A 16,877-nucleotide genomic window follows, 5' to 3' on the forward strand; every position below is an offset into this window, starting at 1 on the left:
TTTACTTTTTAAAATACTTTATTTAGGCAATATCCCTATTTTTAAATCTCCTATATCCAAAGCCAAATATAGTAATTAATAATATGAAACTAATGATATACACACTACTTCCCTTACTAAAAGTATCAAAATCTCCCTCTAAAGCTGCCATAATAGGATAGGTCCAAGGATAGAATATCCAATACTTTGAATTAGCCACCAGCATAGCTGGTAAAGTTAATCCAATACCTATACCTAAAGGAATAGCCATATGAGAAAATCTAATGCTTAAAACATAAAGTATAGCCATAATAGGTAATGCGGCTATATAGGTAACCATAGGTTTTATAAAAATCATTTTATAGGGAATAGTACCTGGAGCATTAATAATTTTTCCTGCTACTAACACACTTACAATCAATACTAGTATATTGATAAAAATAAGTCCACATCCAATAATAAATTTTATTCCATATATTTTTTCACGATCTATCGGTAAGCTAAGATAATGTTTCCAACTATTATTTGCATTTTCAATTCTTGCTATTAAAGTCATAATGATGCTTATTAAAACAGGAAAAAGAATCATTACATAAAAAATCATACTTTGAGTATAAAGTTGCTCCCAAACATTTTGTCCCTTTCCTGTAAATATATCATAATAACGAATTAAGTTGAAAGCCCCTTGGGCTACCATAAATATAGGTGCTAAAATAACAATCCACAATATTTTAGAACCTCTTAATTTTAAAAGTTCTACATCAAATATGTCCTTCATTTAATTCCCTCCTAACATATTTCTTTTCTATTAAAAAAATAAATTCCTATTACTAAAAAAACTATACCGAAGATAAGACCATATTGTAGTGCAATATTATTATTCATAGTAGTGTCTGGTAAGGAATAAATTGTATGGGCATAGGGAATTAATTTAGATAGCTTTTCTGACTGAGCAAAGAATAAAGAAGATGCTATCCCTACAAATCCGATGGCTAAGGCAATATTAGTATTACGCATCTCGGCGCTTATAAAACATTGAATACTGATTACACTGGTAATGGCAGCTATCTGATAAAATGTATATTTTGAAATTAATATAAAGTCTATAGCTTCAGGAAATCCTAATATTTTGCCCACAATCACTAGAGCTACTGCATTAATAAGTATCATGATAATACTTAATATAAATACTGTAGACCACTTAGCTAGATATACTTTGCTTCTTGAAACTGGAAGGGCTAAGGTGTTTTTCCAACTATTAGACTTATATTCTATATAATGTACCATGGAGGCAAAGATTGTAACAACTAAAGGTAAAAATAAGAACCACATAAAATGATGTTGTAATAGCAATACATTCCAAGAATTTAATCCTTCCTTGGCCCCTAATCCAATAAGATAATCATAGCGAATAAAAAGGTTTAAAAAACTAAGGCCCCCTGCTAATATAGGTGTTAACAATGCTATAGGCCATGTAAAGCTATGTTTTTGTTTAAGAAATTCTCCATTTAGTAATTGGTAAAACTCCTTCATTACTCTACACCCCCAGTTAACTCCAAGAAGATTTGCTCTAAATTTTTCTCACTTTCGCTTAAATGGCACACCCCATAACCTTCTAATACCAATGTTTTATTTAACTCTTCTATATTTATATCCCCTCTAGGTATATAAATCTTGCCTTCCCTATTTTCCACAACATAGCCCTTGTTTTTTAAGAAATTTCCTGCTTCTATAAATGGTTTTGCTTTAATAGTAATTTCTCGGTTGCCCTTTGCTTTTAATTCCTCTAAAGTTCCTTGAAATAATAGATTTCCTCTTTGAATAATACCTACATGATTGGCCATTAATTCAATTTCACTCAAAATATGACTGCTTATTAATACAGTAACACCCATTATCTGTGGAAGACTGATTATTAAATTTCTAATTTCCCTTACCCCTGCTGGATCAAGACCATTGGTTGGTTCATCCAATATTAAAAGTTCTCTATTTCCCATTAACGCCTGGGCAATCCCCAGTCTTTGCTTCATACCTAGAGAAAAACTTTTCACCTTTTTATTTTTCCATTTAGATAAATTGACGATGTCTAAAGCTTTATTTATTTCATTTTTATCTATTTGTAGGATCTTCCTTGTTATTTCTAAATTTTCATAGGCTGTTAAATTTTCATAATAGGAAGGAGATTCTACCATTGCCCCTACTTTCCTCAATATTTCCATTCGATGATTCCTTATATCCTTATTAAATAAATAGACTTCACCCTTTGTAGGTTTCATTAAATCTAAAAGCATACGGATAGTGGTGGATTTTCCAGCACCATTAGGGCCTAAAAAACCATATAAAGCACCTTTAGGTACTTTAAGACTTATATCCTTTACGGCTGTAAATCTATCAAACTTCTTAGTTAGTCCCTTTGTTTCAATAATTAATTCACTCATGTTATACCCTCCTAAAGTCAATTACTTCTAATTGCCTACAAGTATATAGGGGCTAACTTAAATTTAGATTGAGATAGCCTTAATTCTACCTTAATTTTTAATAAGACAAGATAAGTCTAGGAGCTATAAAAAATTGTAGATAGAATAATAGTTTTAGATAATGGAACAATAGTTGAAGAAGGAACACATGATCAACTATTAGAAAAAAATAAACTATACTCAAAATTATGGGAATATCAAACGCTTGGTATGATAGGAGGAAAAATAGTGAGAAGCAAAGTGATAGCAGTTCAAGAAGGGCTACATGATGTAGCTAAGCTTCTAAGAGAAAAAGGATATAATATAACAACCATAGATATGGCTAATGAAGCAATTGATGTAATAATATATTCTAATGAAAATAATGATTATTTAGCCCATAATACTACTGGGGTAATTGACTTAGTTTCTTATAACCAATTTACAAATATGATAAATTTAGATGAAGTAGGTTTAGATAATATAATCACTGCAATAGAACAATTAGAATAAAAAATTATTAATATCATGACTGTATTAGAATAATCAATGAATAAAATAAAAATAGTTAAAGTCTTATATATCATTTAACATCTAATAACATAAAAAACCCATTAGTATCAGGTGCAAAATTATAAAAAACAAGGACGATTCACGAATCGCCGGAACCGTTCTAGGATAGGGATAATAATAAAAAAGAGGCTGTGTTAAAATTACTTTTAATACAGCCTCTTTTTTTACTGTTTAATCGATTAAAATTCTTAATAAAGATTACCACATATCATTTCTGTTATCCATCATATCAATGGCACCTAGAACGACATGGGCTAATCCAAAACCAATCATACCTGCTGCCATCATAGGCTTAATATCTTTTTTCTTTAAAACTGTACCAGTTGCAGTAACAGCTGTACCTAATACTGTTGGAATTAAACCTTCTTGTATCTTCATAGAAATACCCTCCTTTTATTTTGGAGTTCATAATTATTATGCTAAATATATATCCTTTTTATCCTTCAATTAGTGTATAATTAAGGAGTATATAATGGCTTATTTAGTAATTATTATATTGGGATAAAAGTCTATAAAAAACAAAAATATGGGTACCTATAAAATAAGACTAGTTTTATTTGAAAATTTTTAATTTTATAAAAATAATATAACTATATCGACATAAAGAAGTTGACAAATTATTAACAAATTAATAAAATAATCTCGGGTGAACTTTAAATAAATACTATGGTTTAGGAGGTAAAAAAATGCTAACAAAAATGCTATGGTTTTTAGCCTTTGCTTCAACAGGAACTGGTCTGTTAGTGCTTTCGCTTCTTAATATTAATAATACAATTGATCAGATAATTTTACTATTAATAGGATTCCTCTTTTTTATTGGATTAACTGGACATTTTAGAGAACTTCATGGGAGGAGGAAGTAAATATGAAAATCAAAGAAAATAAGATTAATATAATATTTTTAGCCTTTATTAGCGCTGTTATTACATGGACTTTAAATCATAAAATGGGTTATGGAGCTATAGTATCCAATGGAATTGTGGGTGTTTTAGCAGGACTATTTCTTCCAAATACATTGGCTGGAACTACCTATGCGGCTTCATTTATAGGAATGTCTGGAATCAATGTAATTTCTTCTATATTTGGGGCGTCTTTGGGAGGCATAGTAATAGGAATAGTTTTAGCAAATACTCAAGAAATATATGCTGGACTTGGTGGAAAGGGTGGAACTACTGCTGCTTTATCTACCTTAATTACCAGAACAATAATGAGTTTATTTGGTCGATAGGGGAGATGATTATATATGGAAAATATATGGATATTATTATCAGCGATATTTGGAGCTGTTGGAGCTTATTGGATTAGCATTTCTTTAAATAAAGGTGCAGTATTAGGCTCTGCTATAATAACATTATTATCTGGAATAGTATTTCCGCGGTTTGTTCCAGAGTTAGGAGCAACATTAGCTAGTGTGGCTACTTCAGCTTCTTATGCAGGAATGATATCAAAGAAAAATGTACCTAAACTTTGGGAAATGATTTTTGTTGGTTGTTTTGTAGGAATAATATTTATTTTATCTTCTTCTGTTTATGTAGGATTAGGTGGAAAGTTAGGAACAATTGGAGCTATTTCATGTTTTGCGTGGCTAGGATTAAAGAAAGTATATAAAATAGGATTATCACTATTTTAAATAGATCTTAAAAATAGAATATTAAGTCAATGTTAACTTACTTAATATTGTGGTATATACTAATAGACAAACATATTAAGAAAGGAATATTTATATATGACTATTAAATTAGGATCTCATGTTTCTATGGCAGGAAAGGGTTTATTAACAGCTGCCAAGGAAGCAGCTAGCTATAATTCAGATACTTTTATGATTTACACTGGAGCACCACAAAATACAGTGAGAAAAAAAATTGAAGATCTTTATATAGAAGAAGGTCAACAATTTATGAAGGATAATGGATTGTCAAATGTTATTGTCCATGCTCCTTACATCATTAATATGGCATCGGCTAAAACAGATACTTTTGGTCTAGCAGTAGAGTTTTTACGTAAAGAAATTGATAGAACAGAGGCTATAGGGTCGAAATATATTATACTTCATCCAGGTTCTCATGTTGGTTCTGGAGAAGATGTAGGTCTTAATAGAATTATAGAAGGTTTAAATGAAGTTATAACAAAAGATCAAAATGTATTTATTACGTTAGAGCTTATGGCTGGTAAGGGAAGTGAACTTAATTATAAATTTGAACATACAGCTTATTTATTAGATAAGGTAAAGCATAATGATAAGCTGGCAGTATGCTTTGATACTTGTCATGTTCATGATGCAGGATATGATATAGTTAATAATTTTGATGAAGTAATAAATGAGTTCGACAGAATTGTTGGTTTGGACTGGTTAAAGGTATTTCATATTAATGGATCTTTAAATCCTAGAGGTGCGAGGAAAGATAGGCATGCTAATATTGGAGCTGGCGATGATAATCCAAAAGGAAGAGATCATATTGGGTTCGATGCTATTCACTATATTGTTCATCATGAAACAGTAAAAGGAAAGCCTTGTATTTTAGAGACTCCTTGGCTTGATAAAACCACTAATCTATATAAAGAAGAAATTCGAAAATTAAGATAAACAATTCATTGAAGTTTGTCTACTCATATTAAGACCTTGAGGGCTTATAGTCAACTTAATTGTTAATTAATGTATCTAAAATAAACTAAGACTCAGTTCAGAAGGAATAAAACTCATTCTGAACTGAGTCTTAGTTTATATAAAGCTTAAAATAAATGAAACCAATATTAATGGTATAGCAAACTTGTAGAATAAAGCATTGGAAATTTGTCTTTTATATTTTTCTACAAAAAAATCATAGAATTTCTTTGGTCCATTATTATTATTATTTAACTCCTCATCAGTAAGATTTAACTCTGTAAGTTTTTTATAATTTCTACGATATTTATTATAACTTAAGGTTTTAAAAAATCCTATATTACGAACATGAATAGAAAGGGCAATAAAAAGATATATAAAGCCTATAATAAAAAAAGCATTAGAAAGTTTAAAAATAAAAGATTGATTACTACTAAAACAAATTATAAAAATTGTAGATATGGTTGTTATGATAGTTAATAGTATCATAGAAATTTCTCCTTAAAATTATAATTATTAAGTAATTAAATATTAAGTACTTTAATAAGTATATAACAAACTAATAGAGCAGTAAACAACAAAGACAAATATTGTAAATATCTATTTAAATTAATATATTTATTAAATAAATTTAATTCGTAAAATAAAAATACTACAATACTTTATAGAATATTCTAAATAACATAATTTGACAAAAAAACGTCAAAACCAGACGAAATTTAGAATAATTAGAAAATTTATAATAAATTGACCTTTGTGACAAAAACAATACCATTAATAATGGCATTATTGGAAATATATTATATTAATATCATATATTTCTTATAAATAAAAAGGGGAGAGTGTTACTATGAAAAAATTTAAAAATGTATTGGTAATTACACTTATAATGACAATGGTAATGTCATTATTTATTGGTTGTGGTAAACCGGCTGACGTTGGAACAACTGATCCAGCAAATGAGGAAGTTACCCAACCTACAGGACCAAAGATATTAAGACTTGCAGGAATGTCTGCTGAAAGTTTCAACCCGCAAGTAGGTAATAGTAGTGAAACAACCGTATTAATGGGCTATATATACAGTACATTGTTAGATTTGATTGTAGATGAAACCGGAGAGAGCGTAGAGTTTGTTCCAGATCATGCTAAGGAGCTGCCAACAACAGAGGATAATATAGTATGGACATTTAAATTAAAAGAAAATATTAAATGGACAGACGGTACTCCAATTAACGCACATGATTATGAATATTCATGGAAAATGCTATTAGATCCAAAGCTAGCTAACTATGCATCCTTTTTATTATTTGATAATATTCCTATTGTAAATGCTAGAAATTATTTTACAGGTGAGGCAAATTGGGAAGATGTTGGAATTAAAGTAATTGATGATTATACATTGGAAATAACATTAGAAACTGCAATGCCTGAAGTTGATGTTTATCTTACATTTACAAGCCGTGCTACAGCACCAGTACACAAGGAATTATATGAGGCTGGTATGAATGCAGATAGAACTGAGACTACATATGGTACTACTTTAGCTAGTACACCTTCAAACGGAACATACAGATTAACTGAATGGGTAAGGGATCAATTTAGAGCCTTCGATAAAAATGAAGACAGTATTATGGCAGATATTTTTGTACCAGATAGAATAGAGAGTAGAGTTGTTACAGAAAGTTCAACTAGATTACAACTATTTGAAAATGGAGAAATAGATGCGGTATCAGTAAGTGGAGAAGACTATGATAGATATGCTGAAGATCCTAGATTAGTATATAACGAAAGAAATAGTGTTTGGGGATTCTATGTAAATGCTGGTTCTAAAACCAATCCGATTTTGGGCAATAATGACTTTAGAAAAGCTTTATACTATGCTACTAATAGAGATGCAATGTCAAAGGGTATCTTTAGAACATTTGCATCTGCACCTTATTTTATTTCTACTATTTGCCTAGTTGGAGATCCTGATAGTGGCCAAAAATACCGTGATACATCAGAGGCGAAGGGGATTATGCCACAAAACTATGGATATGATATTGAATTAGCTAAAGAATACTTTGATAAGGCATATGAATCAAACGGTAATAAAAAGATTACAGTTGAGATCACATATTTTGATGGACAAGAAACAATGAAACGATTAGCAGAAGTAGCAGAAGAAGAATATGAAAAAGTATTTGGTACAGATAAGTTAGATATTGTATTAAGAGCAATGCCGCCAAATGCTGCTTACGAGACTTACTATGAAGGCAACTTTGATTTAGGAATAGGTGCAAGAAGTCAAAATCCATTTAATCCTTGGTCAAGTATGAAAGTATGGACCTCGGATTTCCCAGAAAAAGCTGAAAGCTTCTATAACAAAGACTTTGATAAACTATATGAAAGAACAACAGTAGGAGATCTACTATTAGATCCTGCAGGCAGAACAAAAGCATTAGCAGAGATGGAAAATATGTTAATAGATGAAATTCCTATGATTCCAATTTTTCAAAATAATAATGCTATTCTATATCAAGAGAGAATTCATTTGAAAACTAAGGGTAAATTCCTCCCAGTAGTAGAATTTGGAATATTACAGTCTGAGATTGTAGATTAATACTTAGTATATTAATTTTAACAAATTAATAAGGATGGAATGCTTACTGTTATAGGTGAGCATTCCATTATAAATAACAGTGACCGGCAATCTATCTAAAATCACAATCGTAAGGCTAATTACTGAAAGGGGGACTACATCATGTTAAGATATATAGGGCAAAGGTTAGTTGCTATGGCAATTACTTTATTTTTGCTCGTTAGTTTATTGTTTTTTACAATTAGGTTAATGCCTGGAAGTATTGTTAGTGATCCTATGTTACCACCAGAGACCAAAGCTGCAATAGAGGCAAAATATCATTTAGATAAGCCCTTGGTGGTTCAATATGGATACTTTGTAAAAGATGCAATGAAGCTAGACTTTGGAAGATCGCTTAAGGTTCAACCAAAGGTTCCTGTATTTGATATTATAAAGGATAAGCTTCCTATAACTATACAACTTAATATTTTTTCACTTCTTATCACTGTACCGCTTGGAATTATTTTTGGAATAGCGGCAGCATTGAAGAAAAACACAACAATAGATCATTCACTATCAATTATGGTAGTTGCATTTATATCGATTCCATCCTTTGTTTTTGCGGCTTTACTACAGTATTTTGTCGCTTTTAAATGGGGGTTAGTACCAATACTTCTAACAACGGAGCCAGGATTTAATTGGTCTAAGTTTGTATCCATGATTTTGCCAATACTAGCAATATCCTTCTCAGGAATTGCTGTAATAACAAGATATATGCGTGCTGAGCTCTGTGAAGTTTTGAACTCAGATTATATGCTGTTAGCTAAAACAAAAGGGCTAACTCAAGTACAGGCAACTGTAAGGCATGCTATTCGAAATTCATTTATACCTTTGGCCAACATTATTATACCCATGTTCTTTAGTGTATTAGCTGGGTCTATGGTTATAGAAAATATATTTGGCATACCAGGAATAGGACAGCTATCAGTAAGATCTATCAATGCCTTAGACCATCCACTTACAATTGCTGTTATGTTTTTCTATGGTGTGATTGGTTTAGTATCTATTCTAGTAGTAGATCTTTCATATGGAATTATAGATCCTCGTATCCGTATAGGGGGTGGAAAGTAATGGGAACAACTGAAGAAGTTAAAGTACAAAAATCTGATTTTGAATTTGTACAATTAAATGACCAAATATTAGATACAAAGTTTGAAGGAGAACCTATCGGCTTTTTTAAGGATGCAATGCTTCGTTTCAAAAGAAATAAAAGTGCCATAATAGCGAGTATATTCATTACGATTATTATTTTTATGGCTATTTTTGGACCTATGATAAACCCATATACATACAGACAACAAAATTTAGATTGGGATTTACTGCCACCTAGAATACCTGTAGTTGAAAAAATAGGAATATTTGACGGAACTAAGGTAATGGATATAAGAAAAACAAGTCTAGAGGAACGTTATAAGGATTCTTTGGTGAGAATTGAGGAAGAATATATATTCCACTATCGAGGTGAAGAAATTCCGATGGTGAAAGCTAGAATAGATGTATATGAGCTTAAAAATGCAGAGGATCAATATTTTTGGTTTGGAACCGATTCTCTAGGTCGTGACCAATGGACACGTTTGTGGCGAGGATCTAGAGTTTCTCTAATGATTGCATTTCTGGCAGTTATAATCAATGTATGTATCGGCGTTGTTTACGGATCTATCTCAGGTTATTATGGAGGAATGACCGATATGCTCATGCAGAGATTCATAGAAATTATTAGTGCTATTCCAACTATTGTATTGGTAATGTTGCTTATGATGTTTTTAGGGTCGGGGATATTTTCCTTTGTTCTAGCCTTTGTTTTTACAGGTTGGATAGGAATGAGTCGCATGATTAGAGCTCAATTTTATAAATATAAGGGGCAGGAGTACGTATTGGCATCTAGAACAATGGGAGCTAAGGATAGTAAGTTAATATTTAGACATATCCTACCAAACGCAATAGGTCCACTTATTACTCAAGCTACATTGGCAATTCCATCAGCCATTTTTCTTGAATCTACTTTATCTTACCTAGGCTTAGGTATTGGGGCACCAGAACCGTCTATTGGTAATTTATTAGCTGAAGGTCAAAAAGTGTTATTAAACAATCCGCATTTAACTATATTTCCTGCCATCGTAATTTCAATTTTAATGCTCTCTTTCAACTTATTTGGTAATGGGCTAAGAGATGCTTTTGATCCAACGCTAAGAGGACATGAATAGAAGTGGGGGGTATAATTATGGAAAACCAAGACAAAGTATTACAGGTAAAAAATTTAAATATAAGCTTTAATACTTATTCAGGAAAAGTTCGTGCAGTACGTGGAGTTAGCCTTGATTTACATAAAGGAGAAACATTGGCTATTGTTGGAGAATCAGGTTCAGGAAAATCCGTTACAAACAAGGCTATAGTAGGTATTTTATCTAAAAATGCAACTATAAATACTGGAGAAATTATTTATGAAGGAAAAGATTTAACTAAATACTCCGATAATGAGTTCAATAAAATTAGGGGTTCAAAAATTTCTATGATATTTCAGGACCCAATGTCATCATTAGATCCTGTTATGAAGATAGGCAATCAAATTACAGAAGCCTTAATTGTTAAGCAAAGAATTAGTAAAGATCAGGCTAAGAAAAAAGCTATGGATCTAATGGTGGCCGTAGGGATTCCAGAACCTGAAAAACGATATAATCAGTATCCTTTCCAATTTTCTGGGGGAATGAGACAGAGAATAGTCATTGCCACAGCCCTTGCGTGTGATCCTGAAGTGTTAATTTGTGATGAACCTACAACAGCATTAGATGTAACGATCCAAGCACAGACTTTAGAATTAATCAAGAAGATACAGCAAGAGAGAGATTTGTCTGTAATATTTATTACTCATGATCTAGGGGTTGTTGCTAATGTAGCTGATCGTGTGGCAGTTATGTATGCAGGTAAAATAGTTGAATATGGAACTGTAGATGAAATATTTTATAGCCCACAGCATCCATATACATGGAGCTTACTAGCATCAATGCCAGATTTAGATACAGATTCATCAGATGAGTTACTAATGATACCAGGAACACCACCTAATATGCTATACCCACCAAAGGGAGATGCGTTTGCTGCTAGAAACAAATATGCTATGAAGATTGATTTTGAAAAGGAACCACCAATGTTTCAAGTTAGTGATACCCATTATGCAGCTACATGGCTTCTGCATCCTGATGCTCCCAAAGTAGAGATTCCAAAGGTATTGCAGAAGCGAATTGAGAAGCAGAAGGAAAGGTTGGTGGTAAGTAATGAAGCACGCTAATACACAGCCTGTTTTGGAAGTTAAAAATTTAAAGCAGTATTTTACAAGTGGTTTTGGAAAAAATAAGGTAGTGGTAAAGGCGGTAGACGATGTAAGTTTTAATATTTATAAAGGGGAAACCTTTGGTTTAGTTGGAGAATCTGGTTGTGGAAAAACTACAACAGGTCGATCTATTATTAAACTGTATGAGCCAACAGGTGGTGAAGTATTATTTAAGGGCAAATCAATTACAGGTAAGCTTTCTAAGGAGCAAATGAAGGAGGTAACTCGAGGTATTCAAATGATATTCCAAGACCCAATTGCATCTTTAAACCCTAGAATGACAGTTAAGGAGATTATAGGAGAAGGCTTGAAAATTAATAAGATATGTAAAAATGAAACAGAAATGATGGAAATGATATATAATATACTTGAAACTGTAGGATTGACTAGAGAACATGCTACACGTTATCCACACGAATTTTCAGGAGGACAAAGGCAACGTATTGGTATTGCAAGGGCATTAATTACTAATCCTGACCTAGTTATTGCAGATGAGCCTATTTCTGCATTAGATGTATCTATTCAAGCACAGGTATTGAATCTATTGAATAATTTAAGAAAGAAGTTAGGCTTAACAGTATTATTTATTGCCCATGATTTATCTGTTGTTAAATATTTTTCAGATCGGATTGGAGTAATGTATTATGGAAAATTAGTCGAACTAGCAGATTCTGAAGAATTATATAAGAATCCAATCCATCCTTATACTAAGTCATTACTTTCTGCAGTTCCATCACCGGACCCTAATCTTGAAAGGACTAGAAAGCGAATTTATTATAATCCTGATATGCATGATTATAGTGAAGAAAGTCCTAAATTAGTTGAAATAAAACCTAGACACTTTGTTTATGGTTCTAAATCAGAAATAGAGGAATATAGAAAAGCTTTTTAGATAAAATGAATTAGGATAACCGTACATATGATGTAAAAAGTAGAGAAGTAATATACTCCTCTACTTTTTTAAATCTAAAAATTTATTAAAGATTTACCACATATCATTTCTGTTTTCTGTCATATCAATGGCACCTATAACGACATGAGCTAAACCAAAACCAATTGTAGCTTCATTTGCAGGAATGTAAGGAGTTTTATTTGTTCTTTTGTGTTTCAAACACATCTTGCATAAGTTTAATGTTTTTAATAACTATAGGAGCTTTTATTTGGCTCAAATAAAAATTTTCATCCTCTAATTGTTTTCTTAAGTCTTCTATTGATAATTCAAATTTTTGAAGTATATCTTGAGAGTCTTGTTTAATCAAGTCCTGTCTTAAAGAACTACCTATTTTATTCGCTTCATCTAAATGTTGTAAGGCGCCCACATAGTTATCAGATGCAGCAAATAAAATTGCACCTCTAATGTGATAATACATACCATATAGTCCATGATCAACTACGCCATTGAAGTAGCTTCTAAAATCTGTTGTAATTCTTGTAAGCTCATTAGCTAGTTTTAAACTATTAAGTTTTTCATTATTCATAACAGATAGTGTTAAATCATCTAATACTTTTTCAAATTCTTCAGCCTTTGTAGAGGGAACACTTACTGGTATTAATTGGGATTCTAAAACATTCCATTTCTTGTGTACCTCTGTAACACTATCATTTATTTTAGTCCATACCTTAGTAATATCTGCTGGTGGAGTAGGACTTTCTGCAAAGCTACCCTTTACATCAGTTGCATCTAAAAGAGGAATGATTATTTTATTTTCTTTTATTAATTTTTGCATATCTACCTTTTCTTCTGGCTTCTTATTACCTCCATCTTTTTTATTATTCTCTTCCTTAGAAGATTTAGAGTCTTTTTGCTTATTATCTTGGTTTGACTGTGTAGCAGATTCTGCACTACTACCCATTTCTTCTTTGCCAGTAAGCTTCTCTTTTTCTATAGCTTTTTCTATACCAGTTACTGAATCGAGGTCATACATTATTTTTAGTACTTCATCCTCTAGCTCTTTTAAAATTTTTGGTAATTTGGGTGAGTTATCTTTTTGTTTTTCGAGATTAGGTTTTTGAGGATTCCTACCACAACCTGTTAAAACAAATATAATAAGTAAAAGGGACACGAATTTATAATTTTTCCGTATATATTTTTTTATCATGCTATCACCTCTATTATAGGTTTACCAATATTTTAAAAAACATTACACTAAACAGTGTGACTAAAATAGTAAAATTATACTAGAAGGATTTACAGCTTATATTGCCGAAATTAATATTAGAGGGTAAAATATTTAAAAAACAGAAGTTTAATGCAGAAATGAGGTGCAGTATGTTTTTGAAAAAAAATGAATCTATAGAATTTGCTAACACGATTATGAAAAAAAGTAGAATTCCGATTTTAATTTACGATGAACAGTGGAAAAAGTTATTTACCAATAGTATGAATAAATCTATGGAAACTTTAAGTAAGGACCTTCAACAGCTATTAACAGAAGAAAAGGAATTAGAGCATAGGCTAAAATCAAGCCAAGGAAGAAAACGTATACTAATGAATAAGATAATACATCTATCAGATCGTTTGAATAGTAAAGGTGAAGAAGTCGAAATCTCAGATATAGAAGATGCTAAGGATGAAATTGCTAAAATAAACGAAGAAATTGATGAAATACGCGAAAACTTAGAATTATATCCAAAAAAAATAGAAAGTACAAATATGGAGTTATTAAAAGAGACTGCTAAGGTCGCATATTCTGAAATTAATAATACACAAACTAGACTTTCGGATATAGAGGAAGAAATTAACATATTGCGTGAAAAGTTAGGCCAATATCGGGATGAGAAAGAAGCATTAGAGGAAAAAGCACAAGTTTTATATTCATTACTACACTCTATTATAGGACCAGAGGAAATAGAGAAACTAGATGTAAAGTTTTTTCAAAAATAGTTAAAGTATATTCAAATATAAAAAGCTATAATTACATAACTCAGTGAGCTATTACTAATAGCTCTTTTTGTATTTCTATTTTAAAATATTTATATATTGAAATTATTTAAATATTTCAAAAAACTACAAAAAGTGATATTATATTATTATAAGAGGTGACAAAAATGATTAAAGGTATAGGAATTGACATTATAGAAATCGATAGAATAAGACAAGCAGTGGCAAAAAACAACAGATTTATAGACCGAATATTCACAGTAAATGAAAAGGAAATATTTGAAGAGAAAAACTATCTTCCTCACACTATAGCTGGCTTCTTTGCTGCTAAAGAGGCAGTGGCTAAGGCATTGGGTACAGGAATAAGAAACATGGAGTGGAAAGATATCGAAATATTAAAAGACCCTTTAGGGAAACCCTATGTAAAATTGCATAATAATGCTAGAGATTTAGCATATAGTATGAATATAGATAAAGTATTGATATCAATATCCCATAGCAAGGAAAATGCTGTTGCCCAAGCTATGGCCATCTAATTCTTTTAAAGGAAAGGGTTGAATTGAATGAGACTCTTGAAGGTTATACTTGTACTACTTGTGGTTGTTATTTCTATAACTGCATGTAAAAAACCTTCGGATAAAGAGAAATATTACGATGCACATAAGAAGATGATGGAAATAAAGAGTTACCAAACTATTGCTAAAATATCAAGCTATACAGGGGATAGTAAGAGAGAATATGAATTCAATCAGATGTTTCAGTATCCAGATAAATATCGATTAGAAGTAATATCGCCAAATAGTATTAAGGGTAATTTAACTATATTTAATGGTAAGGTGGCTTGGATTCAACATGCTACTATTAATCAGACTTGGAAGATGGATAATTTTGAGCAGTCAAAGGAACAATTGATGTTTATAGGTTATTTTTTAAAAAACTTTATAAACTCAGAAAATAGTACCTATCATAGTGAAAGTTTTAAGGGACAAGATAGCATTGTAGTTACTACAGAATTACCTGGAGGGAATCCTCATTTTTATAGTCAGAGACTTTGGATTGATGGTAAGGATTTTACTCCTTTGCGACTTAACATTATAGATAATCAGGATAGAGTTAGATTTGAAGTTTACTATGAAGATTTTAAAATGAATCCTGAATTGAGTGAAGATTTATTTTATTTAGATTAATATATTTAAATTTAAAATAAACTAGGGGGATGAAAAATGGCTTTAGGGGAAAACTTAAGACCAGTATGGGCAGAAATTAACTTGGATAATGTAAAGCACAATATTAAAGAAGTAAAAAATATAGTTAAGAAAGATACTATAGTATGTGCTGTTGTAAAGGCTGACGGTTATGGTCATGGAGCAGTAGAACTTACTAAGGTTTTACTTAACAATGGAGCGGACCGTCTTGCTGTAGCTACACTAGGTGAAGCAGTACAGTTAAGAAAAGCAGGATATACAGTACCTATTATGGTTCTAGGATATACACCAGAGGTGCAGGGGCAAATAGTAATAGATAATAATATTATTCAAACTGTATATACTTACGAACAGGCAATATATTTTTCAAACACTGCTAAAGAAACTAATCAGCAATTAATAATACATTTAAAACTAGATACTGGAATGTCTAGATTAGGATTCCAACCAAATGATGAATCTATAAATGATATAAAAGAAATATTTAAGCTACCAAATTTAACAGTAGAGGGTATTTTTACTCATTTTGCTACAGCCGACGATAAAAACAAGGAATACACATACAAACAATTTAATATATTTATGGATTTTGTTAATAAACTTGAAGAAGAAGACTGTATCATTCCTATTAAGCATGTATCTAATAGTGCAGCAATTATTGATCTTCCTGAAATGAATTTAGATATGGTAAGACCAGGAATAATACTCTATGGATTATATCCATCAGATGATGTAAATAAAGAGAAAATTAGATTAAAGCAGGTAATGGAACTAAAGGCCAAAATTTCTCATATTAAAGTCCTTCCAAAAGACAATGGAATTAGCTATGGTCTAAAGTATACTACACAAGATAATGAAAAAATAATTACAATTCCCATTGGATATGCAGATGGATATACCAGAATGATGTCTGGCAAGGCGCAAGTAATGGTAAAGGGCAAAGTAATACCACTAGTTGGTCGAATTTGTATGGATCAATGTATGGCAAATGCTACAGGGGTGGATGTTAAAGCTGGAGATGAGGTTATACTATATAGTAACGACAGAGAAAGTGGGATTACTATCAATGATATTGCAAACAAACTTGGAACTATTAATTATGAGATTGTATGTATGTTGGGAAAACGTGTTCCAAGAGTCTATTTGGAAAATAATAACCTTTTACACATCAAGGATAGTTTGTTAATATAGTAGTATAGATTTTTGTGGACTGGTATAATTTTGCTACAATAA

21 protein-coding genes are annotated in these 16,877 nt (G+C 31.2%); 14 read left to right on the plus strand and 7 right to left on the minus strand.

Features of this window, described 5'->3' with window-relative positions:
* Window positions 1-22: 22 nt before the first annotated feature.
* The 3 genes from KQI88_RS00820 to KQI88_RS00830 are packed head-to-tail and all read right to left on the minus strand — an operon-like array spanning window position 23 to window position 2,417.
* The gene (locus KQI88_RS00820) at window positions 23-757 is read right to left on the minus strand and encodes an ABC transporter permease (RefSeq protein ID WP_216414470.1); all 735 of its coding nucleotides are present in this window, start codon (window positions 755-757) and stop codon (window positions 23-25) included.
* A gap of 11 nt (window positions 758-768) precedes the next feature.
* Window positions 769-1,512 carry an ABC transporter permease gene (locus KQI88_RS00825; RefSeq protein ID WP_216414471.1) on the minus strand — a complete coding sequence of 248 codons (744 nt, stop codon included), beginning with the start codon at window positions 1,510-1,512 and terminating at the stop codon, window positions 769-771.
* Window positions 1,512-2,417, minus strand: coding sequence for an ABC transporter ATP-binding protein (locus tag KQI88_RS00830; RefSeq protein WP_216414472.1), 906 nt, complete (start codon window positions 2,415-2,417; stop codon window positions 1,512-1,514). The genes KQI88_RS00825 and KQI88_RS00830 overlap by 1 nt, the downstream gene beginning before the upstream one ends.
* Window positions 2,418-2,684: 267 nt before the next feature.
* On the opposite strand from KQI88_RS00830, the gene KQI88_RS00835 reads away from it, so the two are divergent.
* Window positions 2,685-2,948: a YkuS family protein gene (locus KQI88_RS00835; protein ID WP_216414473.1), complete on the plus strand. Its 264-nt coding sequence runs from the start codon at window positions 2,685-2,687 to the stop codon at window positions 2,946-2,948.
* Between the two features lie 258 nt (window positions 2,949-3,206).
* Here the strand turns inward: KQI88_RS00835 and KQI88_RS00840 are convergent, their stop codons facing one another.
* The gene (locus KQI88_RS00840; RefSeq protein ID WP_216414474.1) at window positions 3,207-3,386 is read right to left on the minus strand and encodes an asparagine synthase; all 180 of its coding nucleotides are present in this window, start codon (window positions 3,384-3,386) and stop codon (window positions 3,207-3,209) included.
* 308 nt (window positions 3,387-3,694) lie between these two features.
* Here KQI88_RS00840 and KQI88_RS00845 point away from each other — a divergent pair, with 308 nt between their 5' ends.
* The 4 genes from KQI88_RS00845 (at window position 3,695) to KQI88_RS00860 (ending at window position 5,592) form a co-directional block, all read left to right on the plus strand.
* A complete protein-coding gene (locus KQI88_RS00845) occupies window positions 3,695-3,871 on the plus strand; it encodes a hypothetical protein (RefSeq protein WP_216414475.1) in 177 nt (58 codons plus the stop codon).
* Between the two features lie 2 nt (window positions 3,872-3,873).
* A complete protein-coding gene (locus tag KQI88_RS00850) occupies window positions 3,874-4,236 on the plus strand; it encodes a hypothetical protein (protein ID WP_216414476.1) in 363 nt (120 codons plus the stop codon).
* 15 nt (window positions 4,237-4,251) lie between these two features.
* Window positions 4,252-4,638 carry a hypothetical protein gene (locus tag KQI88_RS00855; RefSeq protein ID WP_216414477.1) on the plus strand — a complete coding sequence of 129 codons (387 nt, stop codon included), beginning with the start codon at window positions 4,252-4,254 and terminating at the stop codon, window positions 4,636-4,638.
* Window positions 4,639-4,734: 96 nt separating this feature from the next.
* On the plus strand, window positions 4,735-5,592 hold the full coding sequence (locus KQI88_RS00860; protein ID WP_246579071.1) for a deoxyribonuclease IV: 858 nt from the start codon (window positions 4,735-4,737) through the stop codon (window positions 5,590-5,592).
* A gap of 135 nt (window positions 5,593-5,727) precedes the next feature.
* On the opposite strand, the gene KQI88_RS00865 is transcribed toward KQI88_RS00860, so the two are convergent.
* Entirely contained in the window at window positions 5,728-6,099 is a 372-nt protein-coding gene (locus tag KQI88_RS00865; RefSeq protein WP_216414478.1) for a DUF3899 domain-containing protein, read from the minus strand.
* 361 nt (window positions 6,100-6,460) lie between these two features.
* Between KQI88_RS00865 and KQI88_RS00870 the strand changes: the two genes are divergently transcribed.
* The 5 genes from KQI88_RS00870 to KQI88_RS00890 all read left to right on the plus strand — a co-directional run bounded on the left by KQI88_RS00870 (window position 6,461) and on the right by KQI88_RS00890 (window position 12,450).
* Window positions 6,461-8,212, plus strand: a complete 1,752-nt coding sequence (locus KQI88_RS00870) for a peptide ABC transporter substrate-binding protein (protein ID WP_216414479.1) — start codon at window positions 6,461-6,463, stop codon at window positions 8,210-8,212.
* 141 nt (window positions 8,213-8,353) lie between these two features.
* On the plus strand, window positions 8,354-9,301 hold the full coding sequence (locus tag KQI88_RS00875; RefSeq protein ID WP_216414480.1) for an ABC transporter permease: 948 nt from the start codon (window positions 8,354-8,356) through the stop codon (window positions 9,299-9,301).
* The gene (locus KQI88_RS00880; protein ID WP_216414481.1) at window positions 9,301-10,434 is read left to right on the plus strand and encodes an ABC transporter permease; all 1,134 of its coding nucleotides are present in this window, start codon (window positions 9,301-9,303) and stop codon (window positions 10,432-10,434) included. Before KQI88_RS00875 ends, KQI88_RS00880 begins: the two co-directional genes overlap by 1 nt.
* A 17-nt stretch (window positions 10,435-10,451) precedes the next feature.
* The gene (locus KQI88_RS00885; RefSeq protein ID WP_216414482.1) at window positions 10,452-11,516 is read left to right on the plus strand and encodes an ABC transporter ATP-binding protein; all 1,065 of its coding nucleotides are present in this window, start codon (window positions 10,452-10,454) and stop codon (window positions 11,514-11,516) included.
* Complete coding sequence (locus KQI88_RS00890) at window positions 11,503-12,450, plus strand: ABC transporter ATP-binding protein (RefSeq protein WP_216414483.1); 948 nt, start codon at window positions 11,503-11,505, stop codon at window positions 12,448-12,450. The genes KQI88_RS00885 and KQI88_RS00890 overlap by 14 nt, the downstream gene beginning before the upstream one ends.
* A 93-nt stretch (window positions 12,451-12,543) precedes the next feature.
* Here KQI88_RS00890 and KQI88_RS18215 read toward each other — a convergent pair whose 3' ends face one another.
* Window positions 12,544-12,669: a hypothetical protein gene (locus KQI88_RS18215; RefSeq protein WP_281417515.1), complete on the minus strand. Its 126-nt coding sequence runs from the start codon at window positions 12,667-12,669 to the stop codon at window positions 12,544-12,546.
* Window positions 12,647-13,657 carry a hypothetical protein gene (locus KQI88_RS00895; RefSeq protein WP_216414484.1) on the minus strand — a complete coding sequence of 337 codons (1,011 nt, stop codon included), beginning with the start codon at window positions 13,655-13,657 and terminating at the stop codon, window positions 12,647-12,649. The genes KQI88_RS18215 and KQI88_RS00895 overlap by 23 nt, the downstream gene beginning before the upstream one ends.
* Window positions 13,658-13,827: 170 nt before the next feature.
* Here KQI88_RS00895 and KQI88_RS00900 point away from each other — a divergent pair, with 170 nt between their 5' ends.
* The 4 genes from KQI88_RS00900 (at window position 13,828) to alr (ending at window position 16,835) form a co-directional block, all read left to right on the plus strand.
* Window positions 13,828-14,442 (plus strand): coiled-coil domain-containing protein, encoded by a 615-nt coding sequence (locus tag KQI88_RS00900; protein WP_216414485.1) that lies wholly within the window; start codon window positions 13,828-13,830, stop codon window positions 14,440-14,442.
* A gap of 164 nt (window positions 14,443-14,606) precedes the next feature.
* Window positions 14,607-14,975: a holo-ACP synthase gene (gene acpS, locus KQI88_RS00905; protein WP_216414486.1), complete on the plus strand. Its 369-nt coding sequence runs from the start codon at window positions 14,607-14,609 to the stop codon at window positions 14,973-14,975.
* A 27-nt stretch (window positions 14,976-15,002) separates the two neighbouring features.
* Entirely contained in the window at window positions 15,003-15,626 is a 624-nt protein-coding gene (locus KQI88_RS00910; protein WP_216414487.1) for a LolA family protein, read from the plus strand.
* A 36-nt stretch (window positions 15,627-15,662) separates the two neighbouring features.
* Window positions 15,663-16,835: an alanine racemase gene (gene alr, locus KQI88_RS00915; RefSeq protein WP_216414488.1), complete on the plus strand. Its 1,173-nt coding sequence runs from the start codon at window positions 15,663-15,665 to the stop codon at window positions 16,833-16,835.
* Window positions 16,836-16,877 lie beyond the last annotated feature (42 nt).

Source organism: Alkaliphilus flagellatus (assembly GCF_018919215.1).
Classification (GTDB): domain Bacteria; phylum Bacillota; class Clostridia; order Peptostreptococcales; family Natronincolaceae; genus Alkaliphilus_B; species Alkaliphilus_B flagellatus.